This is a genomic window from Kitasatospora sp. NPDC127060 (genome assembly GCF_042724935.1).
GTDB lineage: Bacteria > Actinomycetota > Actinomycetes > Streptomycetales > Streptomycetaceae > Kitasatospora.
Genome location: NZ_JBHXEG010000015.1, coordinates 61931 through 87289 on the forward strand (window position 1 = coordinate 61931; position 25359 = coordinate 87289).

24 protein-coding genes and 1 pseudogene are annotated in these 25359 nt (G+C 72.0%); 11 read left to right on the forward strand and 14 right to left on the reverse strand.

Translation table 11 applies throughout. The annotated features are described in order from the left end of the window. Positions 1-53 precede the first annotated feature (53 nt). Positions 54-590, reverse strand: a complete 537-nt coding sequence (locus ACFWIS_RS11800) for a carboxymuconolactone decarboxylase family protein (RefSeq protein ID WP_380453963.1) — start codon at positions 588-590, stop codon at positions 54-56. Positions 591-1076: 486 nt separating this feature from the next. Between ACFWIS_RS11800 and ACFWIS_RS11805 the strand changes: the two genes are divergently transcribed. Then, positions 1077-1952: a universal stress protein gene (locus ACFWIS_RS11805; protein WP_380453961.1), complete on the forward strand. Its 876-nt coding sequence runs from the start codon at positions 1077-1079 to the stop codon at positions 1950-1952. A gap of 74 nt (positions 1953-2026) precedes the next feature. Then, positions 2027-2788: an MBL fold metallo-hydrolase gene (locus ACFWIS_RS11810; RefSeq protein ID WP_380453959.1), complete on the forward strand. Its 762-nt coding sequence runs from the start codon at positions 2027-2029 to the stop codon at positions 2786-2788. 171 nt (positions 2789-2959) lie between these two features. On the opposite strand, the gene ACFWIS_RS11815 is transcribed toward ACFWIS_RS11810, so the two are convergent. Further along, positions 2960-3310, reverse strand: coding sequence for an antibiotic biosynthesis monooxygenase family protein (locus tag ACFWIS_RS11815; protein ID WP_380453957.1), 351 nt, complete (start codon positions 3308-3310; stop codon positions 2960-2962). A gap of 214 nt (positions 3311-3524) precedes the next feature. Here ACFWIS_RS11815 and ACFWIS_RS11820 point away from each other — a divergent pair, with 214 nt between their 5' ends. From ACFWIS_RS11820 to ACFWIS_RS11830, 3 genes are all read left to right on the forward strand, one after another. After that, complete coding sequence (locus ACFWIS_RS11820; RefSeq protein WP_380453955.1) at positions 3525-4106, forward strand: TetR family transcriptional regulator; 582 nt, start codon at positions 3525-3527, stop codon at positions 4104-4106. Between the two features lie 66 nt (positions 4107-4172). Next, the gene (locus ACFWIS_RS11825) at positions 4173-5396 is read left to right on the forward strand and encodes a phosphodiester glycosidase family protein (protein WP_380453953.1); all 1224 of its coding nucleotides are present in this window, start codon (positions 4173-4175) and stop codon (positions 5394-5396) included. A gap of 133 nt (positions 5397-5529) precedes the next feature. Then, on the forward strand, positions 5530-6777 hold the full coding sequence (locus ACFWIS_RS11830; protein WP_380453951.1) for a hypothetical protein: 1248 nt from the start codon (positions 5530-5532) through the stop codon (positions 6775-6777). A 334-nt stretch (positions 6778-7111) separates the two neighbouring features. On the opposite strand, the gene ACFWIS_RS11835 is transcribed toward ACFWIS_RS11830, so the two are convergent. The 8 genes from ACFWIS_RS11835 to ACFWIS_RS11870 all read right to left on the reverse strand — a co-directional run bounded on the left by ACFWIS_RS11835 (position 7112) and on the right by ACFWIS_RS11870 (position 14696). Continuing rightward, positions 7112-7576 carry an NUDIX domain-containing protein gene (locus tag ACFWIS_RS11835; protein ID WP_380453949.1) on the reverse strand — a complete coding sequence of 155 codons (465 nt, stop codon included), beginning with the start codon at positions 7574-7576 and terminating at the stop codon, positions 7112-7114. A 16-nt stretch (positions 7577-7592) separates the two neighbouring features. Next, complete coding sequence (locus ACFWIS_RS11840) at positions 7593-8210, reverse strand: dTMP kinase (RefSeq protein WP_380453947.1); 618 nt, start codon at positions 8208-8210, stop codon at positions 7593-7595. After that, a complete protein-coding gene (locus ACFWIS_RS11845; RefSeq protein WP_380453946.1) occupies positions 8207-9715 on the reverse strand; it encodes a B12-binding domain-containing radical SAM protein in 1509 nt (502 codons plus the stop codon). Before ACFWIS_RS11845 ends, ACFWIS_RS11840 begins: the two co-directional genes overlap by 4 nt. Beyond that, complete coding sequence (locus tag ACFWIS_RS11850) at positions 9669-10526, reverse strand: hypothetical protein (protein ID WP_380453944.1); 858 nt, start codon at positions 10524-10526, stop codon at positions 9669-9671. Before ACFWIS_RS11850 ends, ACFWIS_RS11845 begins: the two co-directional genes overlap by 47 nt. A 69-nt stretch (positions 10527-10595) precedes the next feature. Beyond that, positions 10596-10841, reverse strand: coding sequence for a hypothetical protein (locus tag ACFWIS_RS11855; RefSeq protein ID WP_380453942.1), 246 nt, complete (start codon positions 10839-10841; stop codon positions 10596-10598). A gap of 696 nt (positions 10842-11537) precedes the next feature. Then, positions 11538-12818 (reverse strand): hypothetical protein, encoded by a 1281-nt coding sequence (locus tag ACFWIS_RS11860; RefSeq protein ID WP_380453940.1) that lies wholly within the window; start codon positions 12816-12818, stop codon positions 11538-11540. 172 nt (positions 12819-12990) lie between these two features. Continuing rightward, positions 12991-13938: a hypothetical protein gene (locus tag ACFWIS_RS11865; RefSeq protein WP_380453939.1), complete on the reverse strand. Its 948-nt coding sequence runs from the start codon at positions 13936-13938 to the stop codon at positions 12991-12993. A gap of 191 nt (positions 13939-14129) precedes the next feature. Further along, positions 14130-14696 (reverse strand): ATP-binding protein, encoded by a 567-nt coding sequence (locus ACFWIS_RS11870; protein WP_380453937.1) that lies wholly within the window; start codon positions 14694-14696, stop codon positions 14130-14132. Positions 14697-14915: 219 nt separating this feature from the next. On the opposite strand from ACFWIS_RS11870, the gene ACFWIS_RS11875 reads away from it, so the two are divergent. After that, on the forward strand, positions 14916-16262 hold the full coding sequence (locus ACFWIS_RS11875) for a Tat pathway signal protein (protein WP_380453935.1): 1347 nt from the start codon (positions 14916-14918) through the stop codon (positions 16260-16262). Positions 16263-16305: 43 nt separating this feature from the next. Next, a complete protein-coding gene (locus tag ACFWIS_RS11880; RefSeq protein ID WP_380453933.1) occupies positions 16306-16794 on the forward strand; it encodes an SAM-dependent methyltransferase in 489 nt (162 codons plus the stop codon). Positions 16795-16912: 118 nt separating this feature from the next. Here ACFWIS_RS11880 and ACFWIS_RS11885 read toward each other — a convergent pair whose 3' ends face one another. Then, positions 16913-17590: an NUDIX domain-containing protein gene (locus tag ACFWIS_RS11885; protein ID WP_380453931.1), complete on the reverse strand. Its 678-nt coding sequence runs from the start codon at positions 17588-17590 to the stop codon at positions 16913-16915. Beyond that, the gene (locus tag ACFWIS_RS11890; RefSeq protein ID WP_380453929.1) at positions 17587-17970 is read right to left on the reverse strand and encodes a DUF4406 domain-containing protein; all 384 of its coding nucleotides are present in this window, start codon (positions 17968-17970) and stop codon (positions 17587-17589) included. Before ACFWIS_RS11890 ends, ACFWIS_RS11885 begins: the two co-directional genes overlap by 4 nt. Positions 17971-18019: 49 nt before the next feature. Between ACFWIS_RS11890 and ACFWIS_RS11895 the strand changes: the two genes are divergently transcribed. Next, a complete protein-coding gene (locus tag ACFWIS_RS11895; RefSeq protein WP_380453927.1) occupies positions 18020-18778 on the forward strand; it encodes a DeoR/GlpR family DNA-binding transcription regulator in 759 nt (252 codons plus the stop codon). 571 nt (positions 18779-19349) lie between these two features. Here ACFWIS_RS11895 and ACFWIS_RS11900 read toward each other — a convergent pair. Together ACFWIS_RS11900 and ACFWIS_RS11905 are read right to left on the reverse strand one after the other, a co-directional pair. Beyond that, positions 19350-19970, reverse strand: a complete 621-nt coding sequence (locus ACFWIS_RS11900; protein WP_380453925.1) for a hypothetical protein — start codon at positions 19968-19970, stop codon at positions 19350-19352. 437 nt (positions 19971-20407) lie between these two features. Beyond that, positions 20408-21289 carry a LysR substrate-binding domain-containing protein gene (locus tag ACFWIS_RS11905; RefSeq protein WP_380453923.1) on the reverse strand — a complete coding sequence of 294 codons (882 nt, stop codon included), beginning with the start codon at positions 21287-21289 and terminating at the stop codon, positions 20408-20410. Between the two features lie 125 nt (positions 21290-21414). On the opposite strand from ACFWIS_RS11905, the gene ACFWIS_RS11910 reads away from it, so the two are divergent. The 3 genes and pseudogenes from ACFWIS_RS11910 to ACFWIS_RS11920 all read left to right on the forward strand — a co-directional run. Beyond that, a complete protein-coding gene (locus ACFWIS_RS11910; protein ID WP_380453921.1) occupies positions 21415-22530 on the forward strand; it encodes a bile acid:sodium symporter family protein in 1116 nt (371 codons plus the stop codon). A gap of 209 nt (positions 22531-22739) precedes the next feature. Further along, entirely contained in the window at positions 22740-23747 is a 1008-nt protein-coding gene (locus tag ACFWIS_RS11915; protein WP_380453919.1) for a LacI family DNA-binding transcriptional regulator, read from the forward strand. A 90-nt stretch (positions 23748-23837) separates the two neighbouring features. Next, positions 23838-25359: pseudogene (locus ACFWIS_RS11920) on the forward strand (sugar ABC transporter ATP-binding protein); the annotation flags it as partial.

The following is a 25359-nucleotide window of genomic DNA, read 5'->3' on the forward strand; positions in this document are numbered from 1 at the left end:
CCGGACCGGTCCGTCGAGCGCGGCTCGCTCGACGGACCGGTCCGAGCAGTCACTCAGGCCCAGGGGTCGGTGAACGACCGGCCGGGGACGGGCTTGGCGATCAGCGCGATCGCCGTGAAGAAGTTGACCTGCCCGATCGCGAGCATCAGGGTGGCCAGCGCCTTCTCGTCGAAGTGCGCGGCCACCTCGGCGTAGAGCTCGTCCGACACCCGCTCACCGTGCGGGCTGGGCTGCAGCACGGCCTCGACCAGGGCCAGGGCCGCCCGCTCGGGGGCGGTCAGGTACGGCGAGTCCTGCCAGGTCGCCACCGAGGTGATCCGCTCCTCCGACTCACCGGCCTTGCGCAGGAAGCCGGTGTGCAGGACGGTCAGGTAGGTGCTGCCGGCGATCTGTCCGGCCCGCAGCTGGACCAGGCTGATCAGGCCGCGCGGGATCGAGCGGTTGCCGACGGCCCGGAACAACGCGGCCGACACGTCGGCGAGTTCGGGAACGAGCTGCCCCGGGTCGGTGGCCATCCGGGGGCGCAGCGGGATCTCGGCGGAGATCGAACGAGCGGTGATCGGCTGGGTGGTGATCGGCTGGGTGGTCATCTCGTGTTCCTCTCGGGTGATCGGTGCTTTCACTGACCCGACGGATCCCGGCCCACGAGTGTGACGGCCCGGCGGAACTTTTCTCCTCGCCGCGCAGCCGTAGGGCGGTGGCGAAGGCGACCACCAGGCCGGTGAGGAGGAGGTTTCGGGCCGTGGCGCGGAGGTTCACCGCTTCCGACCTTCTGGAGTGGCGTGGGAGTGCGAAGGGCGCGCGGCCTGTGGCCATGTACAGACAAGGCCCGTCCTGCCTCCCGGCAAAGCCCCCTGTCCCTGCGGAGAACCGCGCATCGCCGACCGCCGCGCGAGCGGGCGGACGCGGCCCCGAGAGGTGCCGGGCCCGGCCAGCACCGATACTGGGGGTCGCAAACCCAACGCGGCCCAGCGGCCCGATCCGGGCCGGCCCGACCCCACCCCCGCCCGACCCCACCCCCGCCCGACCCGATCCGGCCCGATCCGGCCCTCGCCGCGGAACCTGAGGAGCGCGCCGTGACCGATCCCGCCCCGACCGACACCGCCAGCGGGCCCGTCATCGTCGGCTTCGACGGCTCGCCCGAGAGCCTGACCGCCACCGAGTGGGCCGCCCACGAGGCGCAGCGCCGCGCCGTCCCGCTCGAAGTCGTCGAGGCCTGGCCCTGGCCCAAGCGGGACGTGGTCGGCAGCGACCAGACCTACCACCGCGCCCTGGCCCACCTCGCCGACCGCGAGTCCGCGCTCGGCGGCCTGACGCCCGGGGTGGCGGTCTCCTCCAGTGCGGTCTCCGCCGACCCGGTCGAGGCCCTGGAGGCCGCCTCCCACCGCGCCGCCGTGCTGGTGCTCGGCTCCCGCGGGCTGGGCACCCTGCGCGGCTTCCTGGTCGGCTCGGTCAGCCAGGAGGTGCTGCGCCGCTCCGCCTGCCCGGTGGTGCTGGTCCGCGCCCAGCACGAGGAACCGGCCGGCCCGGTCGTCGTCGGCATCGACCTGGCCCACCCCGCCGGGGACGTCCTGGCCTTCGCCTTCCGCGCCGCCGCCCTGCGCTCGGCACCACTGCGCGTCGTCCACGTCTGGTCCCCGCCGGCCGGCAGCGAGTACATGGCCTACGGCGCCATCGGCGGCCTGGAGGGCGAGCTCTCCAGCGTCGAGTGGAACGGCCTCGCCGAGGCCCTCGACCCGCTGCGCACCCGCCACCCCGACGTCGAGGTCACCGCCGACCTCGTCCGCGGCAAACCCGCCGTCGAACTCGTCGACGCCGCCGCCACGGCCCGCCTCCTCGTCCTCGGCCGCCGCCTGCGCCACCTGCCGCTGCGCCACCACCACCTCGGCCCGGTCGCCCACGCCGCGATCCACCACGTCCACTGCCCGGTCGCCGTCGTCCCTTACGGCTGACCTCCCGGTCGGTGGCGTCCCGGATCCCACGAACCGACGCACCTCGTCCGCGCCGGCTGGCACACTCGTCCGACATGAGCGACTGGTACGAGCAGTTGGAGCTGGGCAGTGGCCTGGTGCGGGTCTCGGAGCCCCGTGTCAGCCCGCTGCTGTCGGCGAAGATGTGGTGGCTGCGCGGAACCGACCGCGACCTCGTGGTCGACGCCGGGCTCGGTGTCGTCCCCCTGCGCGACGCGCTCCCGCCGATGTTCGAGCGCGACCCGCTGGTCGTCCTCACCCACGCGCACCTCGACCACGTCGGCGGAGCCCACGAGTTCCGCGAGCGGGCCGCACACACCGCCGACGCCGCGATCCTGGCCGCCGGCGTCCCTGCCAGTCTGTACGGCGCCGAGCTCTACGAGAAGCTCGGCATCGACGCCGCGGGCGAGCCCGTCCCGGACCTGCTGCTCAAGGAACTACCGCATCCCGGGTACGACCCGCGGAGCTACCACGTCGAAGCGGTGACGCTGAGCCGCCGGCTCGACGACGGAGACCGCATCGACCTGGGCGGCCGCACCCTGACGGTCCTCCACCTCCCCGGCCATTCCCCGGGCAGCATCGCCCTGCTGGAGGAGCGCACCGGCGTCCTGTTCTCCGGCGACGTGGTGTACGACGGCGGCCTGATCGACGACCTCCCGGACTCCGACGTGCCCGCCTACCGGCGCAGCATGGAACGCCTCGCGGAACTGGACGTCTCCGTCGTCCACCCGGGCCACGGCCGCAGCTTCGACCGGCCCCGGCTCCGCGAACTGGCCGACTCCTACCTCCACCGGACGGCCACAGCAGCGACCGGCTAGGGCCGGACAGAGCCGGACAGGGCCTGGGCATGGCAACGGTGCTGGACGCGCTGCACCGGTCCCGGCACCGGTGGGCTCGCCGGTCTCGGCCCGGCATGGGGCATGGACGCGTGACGGCCCAGGAGAGGGCAGGACCGCTCCGGCCGCCCTCCCCCGGCCACCGCCGCGGTGTCATACGTCGATCTGCTCGAAGATGTGCGGGTACGACACGATCTCATCGGGGGACTCGGCCGCCAGGCGCTGGAACTCCGGGCTGCCGAACGCCGTGGCGAGCGCCTCGGTCGACTCCCAGACCGCGACGTTCATCAGCAGGCGGCTGTCCGCCGTTCCCCGGTGCATCCGCAGGGAGACGAATCCCGGCTGAGCCTTCATGAACTCCGCCTGCCTCCGGAAGAGGGCCAGGAAAGCCTCAACCCGCTCCTTCGGGACGACGAAGGTGTTGGCCAGGACGACCAGCCCGGTCTTTTCCTTGAACTGCGCGAAGATCGGCGCATGCGGGTCCAGGCTCTGCAGCTTGGCCATTCTCGGTACTTCCTCTCGCTATCGGTCTATCGGTCTTGTCCCACTGCACGCGCGCTACCGGCGGCACGAGCGGAGCTGACGGCCGTTCAAGGGCCTTCGCCGGCATCGGGATCCGACGACCGCACCCTTGCCAACGCTTGTTGGTCAACGCTTGTTGGCAAACGTAAAGCCGCGGCGATGGACTGTCAACACGTGTTGGCCTACGCTTGTCGGCATGACCGGCAGCTCGGAGAACCAGCAGGTCGCGCGGCGCTCGGATGCCACCCGCGCAACGATCCTCGCCGCGGCCCGCGAGCGGTTCGCGGCGGACGGCTACGAGAAGGCGACCATCCGGGCCATCGCGCGCGACGCGAAGATCGACCCGTCGATGGTGATGCGCTACTACGGCAACAAGGCGGGCCTGTTCGCGGCGGCCGTCTCGATCGACCCCGAGCTCCCCGGCCTACCCGTCGAACCGCGCGAAGCGATCGGCCGCACGCTGGTGCGCCACTTCCTCACCCTGTGGGAGGAGAACGGCGAGCTCACCGCGCTGATGCGGGTCGGCGCCACCGACCCGGCCGCCGCCGAGCGCATGCAGAGCGTGTTGCGCGACCAGTTGATCCCGCTGGCCCGCCGGGTGGGCCCCGCACCGGAGCAGGCACCGGCGCGGGCGGCACTGTGCGCCTCGACCGTGCTGGGACTCGCGCTGACGCGCTACGTGCTGCGGTTCCCGGCGAGCGTGGCGCTCGACCGCGAGGAGATCGTGGACTGGCTCGGGCCCACGATCCAGCGCTATCTCACCGCTCCCACGCCCTGACGGCACCCGTCCGGGCGCCACGCCGAGCGCGCCGGTGCGCCGGTACGGGCCACAGCGCCCGCGACCATGGCAGGCGTGAAGCGTCTCGTGCAGCGTGCTGTCGCCCTGGTCCTGGCCGTCGCCCCGGTCGGCCTGGCCACCCCACCGGCCGGAGCCGAGGCCGGAGCCGCCGGAAGCTGGGCGTCCCTCGTCCCCGGGGTCGCGTACCGGGAGCTGACGGTCCGTACCCCGCACGGCGACGCCCGGGTGTACGCCGTCCGCGCAGACCTCCGCCGGCCGGGCGTGCGGGCGGATCTGCTCTTCCCCGGCGCGGTGGCCGACCGGGCGCCGCTGACCCGACTGGCCGGGGCGCGTGGAGCGGTGGCGGCGGTGAACGGGGACTTCTTCGACATCACCGAGGAGCAGCACCCGGGGGTCGAGGCCACCGGGGCACCCTCGGGCCCGGTCGTGCACCGGGGCCGGGCGTTGAAGGCCGCGGTCCCGGAGGCCCAGCGGTTCGGCTGGGCGCCGCCACCCGGGGAGAGCGACCGGGACGTGCTCGGGGTCGGCGTGGACGGGGTGGCCCGCACCGGCCGACTGGAGCTCCGGGGGCGGCTGCGGACCCCGGACGGCACCCGGCCGCTCGGCGGGCTGAACCAGTACGCCCTCCCGGTCGGATCGATCGGCGCGTTCACCACCGACTGGGGCGAGGTCTCCCGCGCCCGGGCCGCCTGCGGGACGGACGAGTCACGGAAGGCCCCGTGCAGCGAGGACACCTGGGAGGTGACGGTCCGCGGCAATCGCGTGGTCGCGGCCTCCCCGGCCCCGGGCAGCGGACCGATCCCGGCCGGCAGCACCGTCCTGCTCGGCCGTGAGGCCGGCGCCCACGTACTGGCCGGCCTGCCGATCGGGGCGCCGGTCGCGGTCGACTACCGCCTCGCGTCGAACCGGCCGGTGCCCTTCGCCTTCGCCCTCGGCGCCTATCCCCTGCTACGCGGTGGACGCCCGCTGCTGGGGCTCGACAACCGTGACGTCGAACCCCGCAGCGCGGTCGGCCTGGCCGACGGCGGCCGGGTGCTGACCCTGCTCTCCACGGACGGCCGCGAGGGCGCCTCCACCGGCCTGGCCCTCACCGAACTCGCCGAAGCGGTACGGGATCTCGACTGCCCGGACGGCGTCTACCTGGACGGCGGCGCCTCCGCGACCCTGGTCGCCCGCGACCCTGCCACCGGAACCCTCACCGTGCGCAACCTCCTCGACCACGGCCAGGAACGGCGGATTCCCAACGGCATCGGCATCTTCGCCGGGTAGGAGCCGGGCGGTGCCCGAGCGGGCTCCGCCGGGCGGGCAAGGCCGGATGCGCTCTCCTCCTCCGGGCGCACTCTCCTCCTCCGGGTCAACTCCCGTATATAAAGGGGGCGAAGGGGACCGAGGAGGTTGCAGCATGCAGGCGAGGAAGCAGCAGGAGAAGGCCGGGAACTCCCGTCACGACGCGAGCCCGGCCCGGCAGAGCGGCACCAGGGTGAGACCGGGAGCCGGCGCCACACCCCAGCAGTCACCTGAGTCCGTGGCGGACCTTCAGCGCACCGTCGGCAACGCGGCGGCCGGCCGGATGCTCCAGCGCGCGGCGGGCGACCGGGCCGGGAGCCGGCCGGTGGTCCAGCGGATGCTGGACGAGAACAACGTGGAATCCGCCTGCGAGGCCGCCACCTTCGACGGGCGGACCGTCACCCTGGGCAGGCGGGCGGGCGACCTCCAGAAGATCGTGTGGCGGGACCACCTGGACGCCATCTCGGCGGTGTGCAAGAAGCACAAGTACACCATCGCCATCCGGGAGACCGGGGAGTACTCGATCCGGCGGATCGCGGAGGGCGCCAAGGCCAAGCCGCACACCATCCTGGAGAAGTCGATCAAGCCCGGCTCCGTCGAGAAGAAGTACGGCAGCGGCCCCGGACAGGCCCAGGGCGACCCGGCCGCCATCCTGGCCTGGCTGGACGCCAACGACCTGAGCGGCTTCGTCGGCCACTGGGGCGCCGGGGGCCTGCTCGGCGTGCGGATCGACAAGCCGCCCACGACGCTCCCCCCGGGCACCGTGCACGCCGGCGCCAACCAGGAGCCGTACGTACCGATCGACATGCAACTGCCGGGCGGCGGACCGGAGATGGTCGCCCTGAAGACCGACCCGAACTGGAAGCAGTACCTCTACACCGGCGACTACGACCTCCACGAGGTCTACTCCGCCCAGGGCGGCACGGGCGGCGGCCAGATCCCGGAGGCGACCAAGGAGAAGGCCAACCTGCTGAACCGGCTCAACGCGGGCATCGCCCGGAACGACCAGCAGGAGCCGGTGGCGCGCAGGGGCACCGTGGTCCTGGAGGACGGGCGGCTGCACACCCAAGGCGACTCCGACTACGCCATGTTCCAGCACGGCGACCAGGCCACCTACCGGATGAACCAGTACCTGGAGTCCACGGTGGCCCGGTTCGCCCAACAACTGGTCCGGGCCGTGGCCACGGAGGCCGACGAGCCGCTGGCCTGGTGCCGGATGGGCAAGTGGTACGTGACCAGGACCCGCGAGGAGCACAAGGTGCTGCGCAAGCGCTGGAAGCTGGCGGTGCCCCACACCTGGGACGACGAGAACGTGGAGCGCACCGCCGAGGGCGGCTACCGCACGGCCCGCTACACCGCCTGACCCCGCGCCCGCCACCACCGTGAGGCCCCCTGCCCGCACCACCGCCAGATGTCATCCGCCGTGGCGGAGCTCGGGTCCACGTTTCGGTCCTTCGTTCAGTCGCGGTGCCATGCCAGGCAACCACGGCTCGCAACCGGCCGGGGGCGGCGGCACCGGCCCGTCTGCTCGGGCACGGGCCGGCGGGCGGGAGAATCCACCGGATCGGGTGAACACGCCGAGAACGCCCCTGGTTCGTCTCACCTCTGGTTCGGCCTGCGCCGCGCCCCGGCCCCCGATGCCGGCTCACATCGAAACTGTCCGAGGGAGGCCGGGCGTCACTCCGGCCTCCCTTCGGTCAAACAGCCGGCCAGTTGTGGTGCACCAGGCCTCCGGGGTCGGTGAGGGCTCCGTGAATGCCCGCAGCCGGGTAGGGGATGAGGTCCGCGGGCAGGTCGCGCTCGGGGAAGAAGCGCAGGTCGAGGCACTTCTCGGGTTCACGGTTGACGGTCTCGCCCTCCCACTCGGTGGCGACGAAGAACAGGCCGAGGCGCAGCGTGGTGGGGTTCTGGTGGTGCAGGACGGTGTAGGCGAGGCGGAGGTGGTCCGGGTCGACCAGGAGGCCGGCTTCTTCCTCCAGTTCGCGGGCTGCGCCCTCGGCCGGCTTCTCGCCGGGATCGAGTTTCCCACTGGGGGCATGCCACTGACCGTAGCCGTAGGGGCCGCCGCGCTGGGAGAGCAGGATCTTGCCGTCGGGGGTGCGGGCGATCACGTGGACGTCGACGACCGGTGGCGGGGTGCTGGCGCCGGTGCGGGTGCTCATGTTCTCTCTAACTTCGCTATGGGGTTTTGGTGTTGCTCGCACGGTTCGGGACGGCTTCCAGGATGGCCTGTGCGGTCTGCTCGGAGGTCAGGTGGGTGGTGTCGAGGGTGTGGAGCGAGTATCCGAGGCGCTCCAGGATCGGGATGGCCTCGGTGTAGAGCTGGAGTTCGCGGGCGGTGGCGGCGGCGTCGAGCTCGAAGCGGTGCCGGGACCCTCGGGCGGCCAGGCGGCGCTGCACGGTATCCGGATCGGCGGTGAGGATGACCGCGAGGTCGGGGATGTCGGTGCCCTCGTTGATGGTGAGGAGGAAGTCGAGGTCGACGCTGTCGGCGCGCTGGAGGACGAGGGTGGAGGGCATCCAGCGGTCCATCAGTACGGTGGTGCCGGCTGCCCGGTGGGGGCGGATGTCGGTGTCGAGCTGGTGGAGGCGGTCGGCGGCGACGGCCAGGGCGAGGGCGCGGCCGCACATCTGGGCTGCGGCTTCGCGTACGGCCGCACCGTAGGGGGTGGTGGAGGGGCCGGTGGCGGTGTGGACGATGTGCCCGGACGCCGACAGGGCGCGGGCGGTGGCGGCGACGGTGCTGGACTTGCCCAGGCCACTGGGCCCGTCGACGCTGATCAGGAGGCCGCTCACGTGCCCACCTCCTGGCGCGTGCCGGTGCTGCGGTGGTGCTGCTCGCGGGAGATGTCGGCGAGCCAGGCGTGGAGCTGGCTGAGGGGGACCTCACCGAACTGCTGGCCGGTGCCGAAGTTGAACTCGTCACGCCCGCGCATCGCCTCGTCGGCGCCGTGGTCGGTGAGGTCGATGTCCTGGTACCTCTGCAGGGCCTCGGGGTCGTGGCCCTGCTGGACGAGGCGGTGGAAGACCGGGCTGCCGGGGTAGGGGCGGAAAGTGAAGGCGGAGGCCCGGAACGTGCCCTCCGAACGGTCGGAGAGGGACCAGAGTTCGCGGATCTTGGCGAGGGTGGCGAGCGCGTCGTCCCGGGTTTCGCCGGGGTAGCCGAGGATGAAGTAGCCCTTGACGCCGATGCCGCGCTCCAGGAGCCGACGGGCGACGTCGACGGTCATCTCGGGGGTGATCCGCTTGTCCATGGCCCGCAGGATTCGCGGGGATCCGGACTCGACACCCAGCGCGACTTCGCGCAGGCCGTTGGCGCGCAGCTGTTCCAGAACGGTGTCGTCCTCGCGGTCGAGGACGTTGATCCGTCCCGTGGCGTCCCAGAGGTATCTCTCACCGATGCGTTCGGCGGCGAAGGCCTCCAGGGCAGGGTGGATGATGCGGCGCGCCCCGAGGAACAGGTCGTCCACGGCGCGGAAGGCGGTGCATCCGAAGTCGGCGTTGAGCTGGTGCATCTCGGTGATGATGTTCTCAGGGGTGCGGGTGCGGATGCTGACCTCGGGGTTCATGGACGCGGCGGCGCCGCAGAATCCGCACTCGTACGGGCAGCCGCGCGAGCAGACGAGGTTGGCTTCCCGGCGGCCGTCGGCGGCCGGGAACGGGTCCTGGGCGAGGAAGCGGCGTTCGAGGGTGAGGGAGTCGATGTCGGGGGCGAGCCAGCGGGTGGTGTCGCCGCGCCGCGGGATACCGACGGCGGTGGTGCCGAGCAGGCGGTCGCGCCACATCACCTTCGGCAGCTCCCGGCGCCGGTGGACGTCTCCGAGGAGGGCGGTGACGCGGGTCTCGCCCTCGCCGATCACCAGGGCGTCCAGGCGCGCGAACCGCGGGTCGGCGAGGACGCGTTGCGGGTCGGCCTTGGCGTGGTGACCGCCGGCCATCAGGGAGATCACCGGGTCGAGCGCGGCCGCGATCCTCGCCGTGAGGTCGTAGGTCGGGGCGAGGAGGTTGAAGCCCGCCCAACGCGGCCGCAGTTCGTTGATGATGTCGGCGGTCTCCTGGACACCGAGTCCGTGGGCCTCGGCGTCCAGGATGCCGACGTTGAAACCGTTCTGGGCGGCATGGGTGGCGATGTAGCCCATGCCGAGGACCGGAAGGGTGTAGTCGTTGACGCGCGGGCGCAGGTCGTAGTCGCGCAGCGGGGCGTTGACGAACAGGCAGTCGATGATCCGGTTCGGGTCAGCTCCGGCGACCGGGTCACGGGTGGTGCGGGTCGGATCCTCCGAGCTGGTCGGTGCGGGCATGGGCCCCCCAGGTGAGTGTCGACAGGGTCAGGGTGTGCAGGTGGCGCCGGTCGTGGCCGGCCAGGCGGTACCAGTGCGCGCCGAACAGGGCCTCGGTCTTCTTCGGCTTGTCGGCGATGGGCCAGGGATGGTCGGGGGCGATGCGGGCGGCCCAGGTGCGGACCGCGAGATCGGCGTGCGGGTAGACGGAGAAGTCGCCGGTGAAGTCCACAGCGGCGGCGGCCGCCGTCCAGGGACCGATCCTCGGGACGTTCACGAGTTCGGCGACCAGGGCTGAGGCGTCCAGGAACTCCCAGCGGGCTCGGTGTTCCAGGTAGGCGGTGGCGGCCGCGCGCAGCGCGGTGCGGTGGAACGTGGTGCCGACGGCGGCGAACTGCTCGTCGGTGAGAGCGAGTACCGCGTCCGGCTCGGGTGCCGTGTGGTGGGCGTGGTCGTAGGCGGGCAGTTCGGTGCCGTAGGCGGCGCACCAGGTGCGGTAGAGCTTGCGGGCCTGGTCGGCGCGGACGACCTGGCGCAGGATCGCGGTGATGATCGCGTCCCACAGCCAGGGGTTGGCCACCCGCACGCTCTGCCCGAGGGCGCGCAACCCGGTGTTCAGGGCAGCCGGCACGGTGTCGGGCAGGCCGCCCGGGTCGGTTGCCACAACGGCGGGCTTGTGGTCCTCGGTGCCATCCGTGCAGGCCAGGTTCAGGCCCACCGGGTTGAGCGTGGCCAGCCACCGGCCGCCGGCGGTGCGCAGGGGACGCTGCCAGTGGCCGGTGCTGGTGTTGCGCAGCCAGGCTGGGTGATCGGTCGTCAGGACGGTGTGCACGGGGCTCTCCTTGCTCGGGTGGCAGTGGTCGCCCCAGCTTGCCAAGCCTGGACGGGTGCTGCGGTGGCTTCAGCCGGTGAGCTGGTGGCGGTTCAACCAGGCCTGCGGGTCCCCGATCTCCCGGTTGGTCGGGAGAAGGGCCTCCTCCATGAGGAGCCGTTCGATCAGCGCGTGCCCGCCGTAGGTGTGGAGCGCGGCGATGAACTGCCCGCCGAGGTCGTAGGCGCCCGCGATCGGGGACTCCGTCCGCGGTGAGTCGGGTGAAGAGCTCGTGCGGTTTGGGCTCGTCGGGCAACTGCTTGCGAGTGGCGACACCGCAAAGCCGCTCGGAGGCCCGGGACTGGACCCACGAGGCGTGCCCCTCGCTGACGGCGAACGGAGCGCGCTGGTCATCGTGTGGCCGCCGGGCCTCGTTGTCCTGGAGGCCACAACGGGACGGTGCGTAGGCGAGGGCGGGGTTCAGCTCAAGCTGGGCAAGGTGGGTGATCTCGTGCGCGAATACACAGGTCAGGAACCGGTCACTGCCATTGGACTCGGCGTGGGAGGTGGGCATGACCACGAGGTTCGCGCCCTCGGGGTGGCAGATGACCGCCCCCTGAACCATGGGCGCGAACCGGAACACCATCGCCCGGCCCTTGCTGGTGGCCGCCTTGGCTGCCACCTTGAGCGCCCTGGTCTTGATGGTGCCGAGTCCGAGGGAGTCGACCGCCTTCGCAGCCAGGAGCTGGTTGTGCTTGACCTGCCAGATGGCGAACTGGTCGGCGGTGGCCAGGCGCACTGTGATGTGTTCGGGCATCGGCAGCTGGGAGAGCTGGGCAGCCAGCGGGATCGCGCCCTCCAGCAGGCGTTCGTAGCGCTGCTGGTCAGCGGCGGGGGCGTCGGCGTCGTTGTGGATGGTGAACATCGTGTCTCTCTCGGTGGATCAGGGAGGGTGTCGTCGTCCTGGGGGCGCAGGCGTCGGGTGGCGGGCGGGGCAGATGGTGGACGACACGAAGGTCACGGTTCATCACGTCAGTTCGCCCGGCTGCGGGCCCGCGGAAGGAGGTCGATGACTCCGGCGGCGGCCAGCGCGCCGTGCAGGGCGCGATGCTCGGCGTCGGTCATGGGTCGGGAGTGCGTCGGCGCGGCACCGTCGACGGACGCCGGCCAGGCGGAGACCGGCGGGAGGAGGTCGGTGGCGGCGTGCGCGGTGGAGGTGTACGGGCCCCGGAGCATCAGGGTGGTGGTGTCGGGCCGCATGAGTGCCTGGTGCACGAGGGTGGGGGCCAGGGTGTAGGAGCTGCCGGGCAGTTCGGTGGTGGTGACGGCCGGGCGCAGCTGGTCGGAGGTGAAGGGGCCGGTGTTCCAGCCGTCGGTGCGGTAGGACACGGCGTGGACGTATCCGCCGGTGAGGACGCGGGCCCCGAGGGGGTAGGCGTGGTTGTGCGGGAGGCGCTGGTTTCCGGGACGGGGGTTGGTATTGAGACGGATCTCTACGCCGTGGTCGGGGCGGGCGCACAGGACGATGCGGTCCAGGAGGAGGGTGGTGCGGCTGGCCTCGAAGCGCTCGTAGTCGAGGGCGGCGGTGGTGACCAGGTACGACAACGCGTTCCGGTCTGCGGCAAGGTGGTGGAGGGCGTCGAGCTGGGCGTGGATCTTGGGCAGATCGGCGCCGAGCAGGCCGGGGATGTCTTCGGGCCTGGTGCCGGGCGGGCGATTGCGGTTGGGGCCGGGGCGGGTGAGGCGGGTGCGGGCCTCCTTCAGCGCGACCTGGTACTCGGCCGGGGCGAGCTTGCGGGCGTCGGGGGTGGTGATCGGGTGGCGGGTGAGGACGAGCTGCACGCTGTCGGCAGCGCCGGTGAGTTCGACCGTGGCGCCGGTGTGGATGGTGCACAGCTGGCCGGGGTTGAGGGTGCGCAGGTACTGGGGCTGGCGCTGGCCGACGTCCTCCTGATCCCGGTAGAGCGTCAGGTCCAACGTTCCGATGAGGGGGAAGGCGATGGTGGTGTGGGCGGCGGCTCGGGCCGGGGCGGGGACGCCGTCGGGCAGGCGCAGATAGAGAGCGGGCCGGTCCCGGCGGGCTTCGGCGATCAGCAGCAGGGCGTGACCGGGGCCGAGGTGGGAGCCGTCGGCGAGGGTGTGGGGGTCGGTCTGATCGAGGAGGCGGAGGAGCTGGGTGGTGACGGGGGTCAGCCAGCCGTCGGTGATCAGCCGTTCCGGGGCGGGGACGGCCCCGGGGTGCTGGGTGAGCAGGTCGGCGGCGGGCGGCAGGTGGAGCTCGACCTGGGTGCCGTTCGGCAGGGTGAGGATCATGATCGCTTCTCTCGTTCAGTGGTGGAGCGCCAGAGCAGTTCGCCGGAGGTGCCGTCGGGCAGCCCGTGACAGGTCGGGCGAAGGGAAGCACCGGCGGGTGCTGGAACGCGGCCACGACCGAGGACGGCTGCGGGGTCGTCAGCTCGCGCCGGGCGGGCAGCGGGGTGGCCGGTCACCGCCGCCCCCAGTTCCACGGAGGCTGGTGGGCCCCGCGCAGGCACGCCACCTGGTGGGCGGCCTGTCGGCGGAGGTGGGCGTCGAGGTGGGCGCGCCGCACGGTGTCCATCACGGCGGTGAGCACGACGACGTCCCGTACGGTCTGGTAGTCCGGCCAGGCTCCGATCTGGGAGTAGGGCGGGGCGAGTTCGGCCCGGCCGTGGGCGGTGTAGGCCGCGGTGTACGCGTGGAGGTCGTCGCGGTGGCCGCGCAGCAGCTCGGAGCGCCAGCGGGCAGCGACCAGGTCCCACTCCCGGTGTCCGCGCCACAACGGGCGCTGCGGGAACAGCCCCGGGTTCGGGCCGGCGTCGTAGCAGGCGGCCATCCCCCGGGCGCCGAGGATGACCGCGGACGGCGTCGGCCATTCGACGCGGTCCCACTCCTCGCGCAGCTCGGCGCTGCACCGGCGGAGGAACCACTGGTCGGCTTCGTCCAACGTGGTGTCATCCAGGCCGTCCAGCAATCCGTTGAACGGATCGTGGTCCTCCAACCACAACGCCGAGTTGGGGTGGATCCGGTGCACGGCTGCGGTCGCCCGCGCGCTCGCGGCCGCGTCGCGAACCGGCTGCCCGGGGTGACGCCAGAAGGTGACCGCTTGGCCGTGGGCGATCCGGACGCGGTCGTAGTCCGGGACGACCACTGCCACCCGGTGCTCGTCGAGCACCCGGACACCGCGCAGCAGCGCCCCCGCCTCGTCCGCATCCGCGTGCACGAGGGCGAGTGCGTTGGAGGCGGGCAACCACCAGGCATGCTGCGGGTGTTCGCTGATCAGCTCGGCCCGCGCGGCGTTGTCGCCGGTGTCCGTGCAGGCCTGGGTCAGGGCCGCGTAGGCGGCCGCGACCTGATGCCTGCGGGCTTCGCTGGTGATCCTGGTCAGCGCTCTGGTGCGCGGTCCGACGCTCACGGCGCAGTCCTCTGGTACGAAGTCGATGGCTGGATGAGAGTCGCGGTGGCGCGGACCCAGCCGGGGCTCCGGATCGGCCGGACCCGCGCTGCTCCTCCGCTGCCCGCCGCTCCGGGCGGGCGTTCCGGACTCCGGTGGCTTCGGCGCGCGCGAGGGGCTGCTGGAGCCACCGGAGGTCTACAAGGTGCTGCTCACGCCGGTATCCGATCGAACTCCGGCTGACCGGGCGACGCACCGCCAGCCGACCCGGGCCGTACGACCCGTACGGCGGTTCCGGCGCACAAAACCATGACCTTCAGCTCCGCATGTCCGTCGACGACCGTTGCCGGGCCGGGCCGCATCGCCTCGGGCAGGTCGAGCTCGGCCCACACCGCCTTGCCGTCCGTACCCTCATCGACGCCGAACCGGTCAACCACCCCGGCCACCAGAAGCAGGCCCCGGCCGCTGGTGGCGTCCTCCCTCACCCTCCGGAGTCCGGGCCTGCCGAGCCCCGGATCGGTGACGCACATCCGCAGCACCCCGGTCGGGGTGAGCAGCAGAGCGGCGGTCAGCTCCACGTCCGGCCGGCCTCCGCCGCAACCGTGCACGACGGCGTTGGCAGCGATCTCGGACATCACCAGCTGGACGTCCTCCACCAGCGGATCGCTCAAGCGCAGGCCGAGCTCGGGCAGCCGCGCCTTCACCCAGCGGCGGACGGCGCCGATCTGCGCCGGCTCGGCGGGGAACCTCATCGTGGTGTTGCGTGATCTCGGCTCCATGGGGGCGCCTCACTCACTCGGGTCGGATGCCGAGACATGCTGTGCGGCTGCCCTGAGGGGCGGCCGGGGCACGTCGTGCGGCCTGAAACTGCCTTGCAGAAACAGGAAACCGCTCAAGGTCGCTAGGAGTAAGGTGTTGGCGACCCTCCGTTGTTTAACGTGTTTAGCGACACCGCCAGGGGGACCCCCATGGGGCGTACTCGTCAGCCCAACGAGCGGTTGGGCCTGCTCATCCGTGAATCCGGCCGACCCAACGAGGCTCTCGCTCGGGCCTTGTGCGCTGTCGCTGCCAGCCACGACGACCCGGCACGGCCGAGTCGATCGTCCGTCACCCAGTGGGTCCGCTACGGCTGGAGCCCTTCCGGAAACCTCCCGCAGTACCTTGCGGAAGTCCTCACCAGATGGCTGGACCGGGACATCACCCTGGCCGCGATGGGCCTCGGCGACGATGAACCGGATCTTCGAGACTGGGACTTGGATACGCTGAAGGCCCTGGCGGCTCTTGGACGGATCGACGTTGACGTGGAACGCAGACAACTCCTCCGCACTCTCACCTACTCGCTTGGGGCGCTGAGCATCCCGCCCAGCAGTTGGTGGGAGCACATGGCCCGCACTGGCAGCCGCGACCTCACCCAGCACCGCGCCGGTCGGGCCGATGTGGAAGCCGTCCGGGAGATGACCGGGTTGTTCTCCCAGCTCGACCAGCGCCGCGGCGGCGGGCACGGCCGCACCGCGGTCGCTCAGTACCTCCTCACGGACGTCGGCGACTTCCTTCGGGGCACCTTCGCCTCCGACCAGGTACGACGCGACATGTTCTCCGCCGCGTCCGAACTCGCCTACCTGGCCGGGTGGACGGCATTCGACAACGGTGAACACCCCACCGCCCAGCACTACTACACCGTCGCCGTGAAGCTGGCGGCCGAGGCCGATGACCCCGCGATGGCCGCCCACGTCCTGCGTGCCATGGCCCACCAGGCGGTCGACCTCGGAAAGCCGGGCCACGCCGTCAGGGTCGCCGAGGCCTCCATGGCCGGCGCCCGGTACGCGCTCGCGAGCCCACGCGAGCGCTCCCTCCTCGGCGTCGTCCACGCCCGCGCGCTCGCCGCCGCCGCACGCGCCCCCGAAGCGAACGCCGCGCTGCTCCGGGCCGAACGCGACCTGTCCGCAGCGTCCCCTGGCGACGACGAACCGGCCCGGGTTTTCTTCTTCGGCGAAGCCTCCTTGGCGCATGAAACGGCGTCGACTCTACGAGACCTGGGCGACCTGGACGGCGCGGCCCGGGAGTTCGAGCGCAGCGTCGCGACGCGGAAGGCCACCGCCTTCACGCGGACTCACGCCGTCACCCTCGGCTACCTCGGGCTCGTGAAGGCCGAGCAGCATTCTGTCGAGGAGGCCTGCACGATCGGGTTGCGGTCGCTCGACGCGATGCAGACGGTCCGTTCCGCCCGCACCCGCGATGTCGCTCTGCAGATACGCGGAGCGCTGTCCGCCTACCGCGGCCGCAAGGTCCCGGTCGTCAACGCCGTCGATCAGCGTGCCGCCGAGTACCTGGCGGCCACCGCCTGACCCGCCGGCCCGGCGCGGTCCGTTCCACAGGAGGGGAAAAGCAGTGACCGAAGTCTTCAGCGTGGAAGCGCTCGGCTACGTGGTGGGAGGCCGCACGGAGCCCACCGACGACTACTGGGGAGGCACCCGGGCCGTCATCAGGCTCGATGGCAACCGGTTTCCCCCGGACGCCACCAAGGGGTTGGAAGCGTTCTCCCACCTCGACGTGATCTTCAGGTTCCACCTGACCGACCCGACCGACCTGAACTTCGGCGCCCGCCGCCCGCGCGACAACCCGCAGTGGCCCGAAGTCGGCGTCTTCGGCCACCGGAACATGCGGCGCGTCAACTGGCTCGGCTCCTCCCGCTGCCGACTCCTCAAGGTCGACGGCCTGGACCTGCACGTCGAGGACCTGGACGCCGTCGACGGCACCCCGATCCTCGAAGTGAAGCCCTGGTTCGAGGAGTTCGGCCCCCGCGGCGAGACCCACCAGCCGGCTTGGACCACTGAGATGCTCCACGACTACTTCGCCCCGGCCCCCACAACGTCCTGACCGGAGCCGAGGAGCTCGCCCCCTCGCGTCAACGGTGTTGACGCGAGGGTGGACGGCCGACACCTCGACCCTCGCCATGTCCGAAGTGAGCGGGGCCGGGCCGGGGCCGGCCTTGGTGTCAGTGGCCGCCTGTCGCGTGGGCGAAGGGTCCGTCCAGGGCTGCCCATTGCAGGAGCAGGATGGTCTTGCCGTCGGTGATGCGTCCGTCGCGGGTCATCGCGAGGGCATCGGCGAAGGGCAGTTCGAGGACCTCGATGTCCTCACCGTCTTCCTCGAGTCCGCCGCCGGTCCCGGTCCGGTCGGCCGGGGTGTAGGAGGCGGCGAAGAAGTGGAGGCGCTCGGTGACGGAGCCGGGGCTCATGTAGGCGTCGAGAACATGGATGAGCGAGCCGAGGGTGACGCCGAGTTCCTCGGCGCTCTCGCGCCGGATGGCGGTCGGCGGGTCGTCCGCGTCGAGCAGCCCGGCGGCCGCTTCGACGAGCATGCCGTCGGGGTGGTCGTTGACGTAGGCCGGGTAGCGGAACTGGCGGGTGAGCAGGACGCAGCCGCGTTCGGTGTCGTAGGGAAGGACGACGGCGCCGTTGCCGCGGTCGTAGGTCTCGCGCTGCTGGGTTTCCCAGCGTCCGTCGCGGCGACGGTAGTCGAAGGTGGTGCGGCGCAGGACGTGCCAGCCCTGGGAGGTGAGTTCGACGTCGCGGATCACGACGTCGGGGTTGCGGTCCAGGTCCCGTCCGGCCTGGTCGAGGGCGGTACGGCCGCGCTGGTCGGGCGTGTCGACGCCGGGGCGGCTTGTCACTCGCTCTCCCGCGGGGTGCGGCGGGGGATCTCGGCCACGTCGTGGTAGACGGGCAGACCACGGCGGCGGGCGGTGGCGACGTCCTGGTCGGCTCCGGTGGATTCGCCGGGCAGGCGCAGCACGGCGTCGCAGTGGGCGAGGAGACGGTCCGCGGTCGGATAGAGCACCTGATCGGCGAGGGGATCGGTAGGGGCGGCGCCGGCTGAGTGCAGGACGGGCAGGGCGATCCATTCCCCGATCACGGGGAGGTGGCCGGCGGCGAAGACGGGCCAGGCGGCCGCTTCGAGGCGGGCGAGATTGGCGGCCATGGCCTGCGGATCGCCGTCGGTGCCGGAGCGGTAGGGCCCGGCGATCAGGATGAGCATGGGCTTGTCGGTCATGGGGCGCTACGATACATGCAGAAACGTGCAAGAACAGGAGAGAATGCGGATGCTGGCTGCTGAACGCCGTGACCACCTGCTGGGCCTGCTCGCCCGTGCGGGCAAGGTCGTCGCCAAGGACGTCGCCACCGAACTGGGAATCTCCGAGGACAGCGTGCGACGTGACCTGCGCGATCTCGCGGCCGAGGGACTGTGCCAGCGGGTCTACGGCGGGGCACTGCCGGTCTCCCCGGCAGTGGCGGACTACGCCGCCCGGCAGGCCGTGGCCCCCGGCGGCAAACAGAAGGTCGCCGCGGTGGCCGCCGGGCTGGTGCGGCCGGGCAGCGCGCTGATCCTCGACGGCGGCACCACTGCCCTGGCTGTCGCCCACGCGCTCCCGCAGGATCTGGCCTGCACCGTGATCACCCACAGTCCGACGATCGCCGCCGCCCTGCTCGACCACCCTCAGGTCGAGCTCTTCCTGCTCGGCGGCCGCATCTTCAAGCACTCCGCGGTCGCCTGCGGCGCGACCGCGGTCGAGGCCGCGCAGAACGTCTCCGCCGACCTGTGCCTCATCGGAGTCACCGGCGTGCACCCCGACGCGGGCCTGACCACCGGCGACGCGGAGGAGGCCGCGATGAAGCGCGCCCTGGCCGCACGGGCCGCGGAAACCTACATCCTCGCCTCGTCCGAGAAGATCGGCACCGCTTCGCGGTTCCGCGTCATGCCCTGGAACAAGATCAGCGGACTGATCACCGACGCCAACCCGGACGACGCCATCGTCGAGCAACTCAGAGCGCTCGGCGTGGAAATCCTGGCAGCCAACTGACGGGACCTCCGAATACGGAATCGCCGACCGGCCGAGGGGCCATCCAGGAGACCGGCCCCCGCAGCACGCTGCAGCCGTCCACGGGGATCGACAACTGCTCCACGACGTTTCGGCCTGTCCCGAAAGCTTTGACCGCGCCCCCGTCACTGACTGATCATCAAGTTCCTTGGGGGGCTGAAAGGTTCATGGCCCCCGCGACCATGTCGAACGGGGGAAGCAGTCATGACCAGCTGACTGCAGACAGCGAGTCGGTGGTCGCTGTGACATCACGCCTTCAGCAGCGTGCACAGCCAGACACCTCCACCTCGCGCGGCCGCAGACGTGGGAGAACCCGTTGGCCTCGTCGCGGACCAGGTCAAACCCAGCACCCACCGGCAGCTCCCGGCGAACGGGGCCATTGGTCGACCACCCCTGACACCTCGTCCGTCCGGCGGTCGTACGGGCGCTGCCGTCGACCGGGTCCGCCGGGGGGCTGAGCACAGCACCTTCGACGGCGTGGACGGCACCACGGCGGACACGCGGCGCTCAGCGGCGCTCAGCGGCGCTCAGCGGCAGTGTGACGTCCGTCAGCTCATCCGGCGGCGCCGGTGGCCGAGACGGAGGCGTCGATGTCCATGCCGAGGTTCACCAGGCGCCAGTCGCCCTTGACCTGGCCGAGGGTGAAGGTGAGGGCGAGCTGCACCTGGCCCGAGCCCTGCTTGGTACTGAGGATCGCCTGCCGCAGGGTGTGGCCGTCCACGGTCACGTCCGCGTCGGTCACGACGCTCTGGCCGCCGGCCTTCGGCTCCTGGTGGGTGACCCGGAAGTCCGGAGTGTGGACGGCCTGGGCGAAATTCTGGTGCAGGGAGTTCACCACCCGCGTGAACGCCGCCTTCGGGTCCTGCTGCGGGGAGGCGCCGCCCGTGGCCGGGGGCAACTGGGTGAGCGCCCACGCCTGGTCCACGTCCCCGCGGTAGACATCCGCGAGCCAGGCCTCCAGCACCTGAGCCGGCCCGGCCGAGGCCGCTGTCCCACCCGCTGTCGGGGCGGTGGTCGTCGTCGGGGCCTGCGCCGGCACGCCGACCTGGGTGGGCGAGGCGGTGATCGGGCTCGCGGCCGGCGTGGGCGCCGCCCCGGAGCCGGCTGCCGAGCAGCCCGTCACAGCGAGCGCGAGGAACGGTACGGCTATCGCTCTGCGCGGAAACAGGTTCACGGTGGTCTCGACTTTCGCCAGTGCGGGTGGGGAATCGACAGGTGCGTGCTCAGGCTAGGCCCGCACCCTCCGCCCCCCACCACACACCCCCCATCGGCTGACGCGGCCAGCGTCCGGATCGACGCTCGTACGCGGATGCCACAGAACGGAGATAGCCGTCCCGGCGGGCCCATACGGGCGGAGGGCCGTTGGGCAGGCTTCGGAACGATGCTCCGCCGGTTCGCCGCTGTCTCACCGAACCCCCAGGAGTTCGCCGGTGCACGAGCGCGTCGGCCCCCGTTCGGCTTCCCGTCAGGAGGGCGCGGCCGGGGAGGTGCTGACGCGCAGGAGGCGGGCGGGGTAAGCGGGATAACGGTAGCCCTGCCTTGCGCAGCCGCGTGCCGGGACGGACGGACCCGAGCGCGGGCGGGTCCGGCGACGGACGGTCGTGGCCCCGGTCAGGGCTGTGCCCGTTCCGGGGCGCGTTGCAGCCGGAACGCGTCCGCGAGTACGGCCTGGGCCAGTACCCGGGCCGGGCCGCGGGCCGCGCTGCGCCCTGTGGTGAGGGCGAAGTCGGTGGTGCCGAGGTCCGGCAGGCCCGGCTGGTCGGGCAGCGGCCGCAGGCCCGACGGGATCAGGCTCCGGGCGTGCGGCACCACCCCGAGGCCGGCCAACGCGGCGGCCCGGACGCCGGACAGGCTGGTGCTGGTGCAGGCGATCCGCCAGGGCCGGCCCTCGCGTTCGCAGGCCTCCAGGGCGCGGGCCCGGGTGAAACTGGGCGGCGGGTAGACGATGAGCGGCAGCGGCTCCGCCGGATCGTCCAGCCGGAAGTCCTCCGCCGCGACCCACACCAGCCGGTCCTGCCAGACCAGTTGGCCCTGGGAGTCGCTGCCCGGCGGGCGTTTGCCGAGCACCAGGTCGAGCCGCCCGTCGGCCAGTTGCTCGTCGAGCACGGCGCTGAGCCCGACGGTGAGTTCGAGGTCGACGTGCGGGTTGCGGCGCCGGAAGCTCCGTAGGATCTGCGGCAGTTCGGTGTGGACGAAGTCCTCCGACGCGCCGAACCGCACCCGCCCGCGCACCTGCGTCCGCGCGAAGTAGCCGAGCGCCTGCTCGTGGGCCTCCAGGATCGTCCGGGCGAAGCCGACCATCGCCTCGCCCTCGCCGGTGAGCTGCACGGAGTGGGTGTCGCGCAGGAACAGCCGCCGGCCGGCGGCCTCCTCCAGCCGCCGCACGTGCTGGCTGACCGTCGACTGCCGCAGTCCCAGCCGCTCGGCGGCCCGGGTGAAGCCGCCGGTCTGGGCCACCGCGAGGAAGGATCTCAACTGCACCGGATCGAGCATCCAGCCACTCTATCTGCTGATATCACGAATCATGATGGCAGTGACCGCAGCCAGCGGGATTCACCATCACCCGGACGGGAGGCAGGCTGAAGCCGTCCCCAACCGAACCATCGACGCGGAGAACCATGCCCTGCCCGAACCCCTCACTCCGCTCACGGCGAATAGGCCGCTTCCGCGCCCGGCTGCTGCTGCTGCGACGCTGCGCCCGCATCCGGGTCGACCCGTTCATCGCCTCCCTGCTCGGCACCGTGCTACTCGCCGCCCTCCTCCCCGCCCGAGGCGCCGCCGCACCGGTCATCTCGGACGCCGCCACCGGCGGCGTCGCCGTGCTGTTCTTCCTCTACGGCGCCCGGCTCTCCGCCCGTGAGGCCTGGACCGGACTCAAGCGGTGGCGCCTGCACGGCACCGTGCTCGCAGTGACCTTCGCCCTCTTCCCCCTGCTCGGGACGGCCGCCCGCCTGCTGGTGCCGACCGTCCTGTCGCCGCAGCTCTACCAGGGCCTGCTGTTCCTGACCCTGCTGCCGTCCACCGTGCAGTCGTCGATCGCCTTCACCTCCATCGCCCGCGGCAACACCGCCGCCGCGGTCTGCAGCGCGACCTTCTCCAGCCTCTTCGGCATCCTCCTGACCCCGCTGCTCGCCGCCGCGCTCCTGCACACCGAGGGCGGCATCTCGGCGGGCACCGTGCTGGAGATCGCCGAACAACTCCTGCTGCCCTTCGCCGCCGGCCAGTTGCTGCGCCGCTGGATCACCGCCTGGACGGCCCGCCACCGCGCCGTCCTCGCCCTGGTGGACCGCGGCTCCATCCTGCTGGTCGTCTACAGCGCCTTCAGCGCCGCGGTCGTCGGCGGGATGTGGGGCACGCTCTCGCTGCCCCGACTGGCCGCCCTGCTGGTGACCGAGTCGGCGCTGCTGGCGGTGGTCCTGACCGCCACCCTGCTCGGCGGCCGCCGCCTCGGATTCGACCGCGGCGATCTGATCGCGATCGTCTTCTGCGGCTCCAAGAAGAGCCTGGCCAGCGGCGTGCCGATGGCCGCCGTCCTCTTCCCCGGCGCGGCGGCCGGGCTGATGGTGCTGCCGCTGATGCTCTTCCACCAGCTGCAGCTGATGGTGTGCGCCGTCCTCGCCCGCCGCTGGGGCGCCGAGGCCCGGACCGGCGAAGCCCAGGCCGCCGAAGCCCGGACCGTCGAGGCCGCGCCACGGGCGAAGCCGGTACCCGCGCTCGATCGCTCGCATCGGTAGGCGGTCACCCCCGGTCACGATTGGGTTTCGGCCACCCCCACCCTCTTGCCTCCACCTCGTGTAATCGATTCCAATCCTCCTACGGAACGGGCCTGGAATCGATTACACGCTTCCATGGGTCACCCCGTCACCCGTTCCGCCAGGACGCTCCACCAGGACGTTCGACCAGGTGGTTCCACGAGGAAGCTTCACGAGGAGGTGAGCCGGCGTTGGCGAGTATCAAGGATGTCGCCGCCGCGGCCGGGGTGTCCGTCGCCACGGTGTCACGTGTCCTGAATGCGCACCCGTCGGTCAGCGCGGAGGCACGCACGCGTGTGCTGGCCGCCGTCGCGGAGCTGGCGTACCGGCCGAACGCCGTCGCCCGCTCCCTGCGGACCGACCAGACCCACACCCTCGGGCTCGTGATCAGCGACGTGCTGAATCCCTACTTCACCGAGCTGGCCCGCTCCGTCGAGGAGGAGGCACGGGCGCTCGGGTACAGCGTGATCATCGGGAACGCCGACGAGCAGCCCGAGATCCAGGACCACCACGTGCGGAACCTGCTGGATCGGCGGATCGACGGGCTGCTCGTCTCCCCCACCGACGGCGGGTCGCCGCTCATGCTCGACGCCGCCCGCGCCGGGACGCCCATGGTGTTCGTGGACCGGTGGATCCCGGGCGTGGACGTGCCCGTCGTCCGGGCCGACGGACGGGCCGCCATCCGGGACCTCGTCGCCCATCTGCACTCCCTCGGGCACCGGCGGCTCGCCATCATCGCCGGGCCCGCCGCCACCACGACCGGCAGTGAGCGCGTCGAGGCCTTCCGGGCCGCGCTCGCCGAGTACGGGCTCCCCCTCCCCGACGTCTACGTGGGCCAGGGCGACTTCCAGGCCGCCAGCGGGCGACGGGTCACCGAGGGGTTCCTGGATCTCCCCGAGCCCCCGGACGTCGTCTTCGCCGCCGACAACCTCATGGCGCTCGGTGCCCTGGACGCCGTCCGCGCGCGCGGGCTGCGGGTGCCGGACGACATCGCGCTGGCCGCGTTCGACGACATCCCCTGGTTCGTGCACACCGACCCGCCCGTCACCGCGATCGCCCAGCCGACCGGTGAGCTCGGGCGCGCCGCCGTACGGGCCCTGATCGACCGCATCGAGGGGCGCACGCCCCCGTCCGTGACCCTGCCCGCCCGGCTCGTCGTGCGCCGCTCGTGCGGTGAGCCCACCCGCCCCGACCACTGACCCCTCCCCGCTCCATCCCCCACCCAGTCCCACCCAGTGCCCACCCATCCCCCACCCCCAGTCCCCCTCCCCAGTGCAAAGGAGCACGTCGTGAGCAGCCCGGTTGAGTTGCTGCGCATCGAGGGCATACGCAAGACCTTCCCCGGCGTGGTCGCGCTCGACGGCGTCGACTTCGATCTGCGCCGGGGCGAGGTCCATGTGCTGCTCGGAGAGAACGGCGCCGGCAAGAGCACGCTGATCAAGATGCTCTCCGGGGCCTACACCCCCGATGCCGGACGGATTCGCGTCGACGGCCAGGAAGTGCGCATCCATGGTGCGCAGGACGCCGAGCGGCTCGGAATCGCCACCATCTACCAGGAGTTCAACCTGGTCCCCGATCTGACCGTCGCCGAGAACATCTTCCTCGGGCGGCAGCCCCGCCGCTTCGGGATGATCGACCGGAAGAAGATGGAGGCCAACGCCGAGGCCCTCCTCGCGCGCGTGGGCGTGGACGTGTCGCCTCGCGCCCGGGTGCGTGAACTCGGCATCGCCCGGCTGCAGATGGTCGAGATCGCCAAGGCGCTCAGCCTGGACGCGCGGGTGCTGATCATGGACGAGCCGACCGCCGTGCTCACCTCGGAGGAGGTGGAGAAGCTCTTCGCCATCGTGCGCTCGCTGCGCGAGGACGGGGTCGGGATCGTCTTCATCACCCATCACCTGGAGGAGATCGCCGCTCTGGGGGACCGGGTCACCGTCATCCGGGACGGCAGGAGCGTCGGGCAGGTTCCGGCCTCCACGCCCGAGGACGAGCTGGTACGGCTCATGGTCGGGCGCTCCATCGAGCAGCAGTACCCGCGCCAGCGGCCGGACCGGGGCGCCGCGTTGCTGTCCGTCGAGGGGCTCACCCGGGACGGGGTGTTCCACGAGGTCAACTTCCAGGTGCACGCCGGGGAGGTCGTCGGGATCGCCGGGCTCGTCGGAGCCGGGCGGACCGAGGTCGTCCGGGCCGTGTTCGGGGCCGATCCCTACGACGGCGGGACCGTCACCGTCTCCGGCACCCAGCTCAAGCGGCATGACGTGAGCGCCGCCATGGCCGCCGGGATCGGGCTCGTGCCCGAGGACCGCAAGGGGCAGGGGCTCGTGCTCGACGCGTCCGTCGAGGAGAACCTCGGGCTCGTCACCATGCGGGCCGCCACCCGGGGCGGGCTCGTGGACCGCAAGGCGCAGCACGCCGCGGCCGAGCGCATCGCCCGGCAGCTGGGGGTGCGGATGGCGGGCCTCGGGCAGCAGGTGCGGACCCTGTCCGGCGGCAACCAGCAGAAGGTCGTCATCGGCAAGTGGCTGCTGGCCGACACCAAGGTGCTGATCCTCGACGAGCCGACGCGCGGGATCGACGTCGGCGCCAAGGTCGAGATCTACCAGCTGATCAACGAACTGACCGCCGCCGGGGCCGCCGTCCTCATGATCTCCAGTGATCTGCCCGAGGTGCTCGGCATGAGCGACCGGGTGCTGGTCATGGCCCAGGGCCGGGGGGGGGGGGGGGGGGCCGGGGGCGGGGGCCCCCCCGCCCCCCGGGGGTGCCGCGCCCGCGGCCACCCCCCCCCCACAAAGAAAAAAAAAAAAAACAAGGACC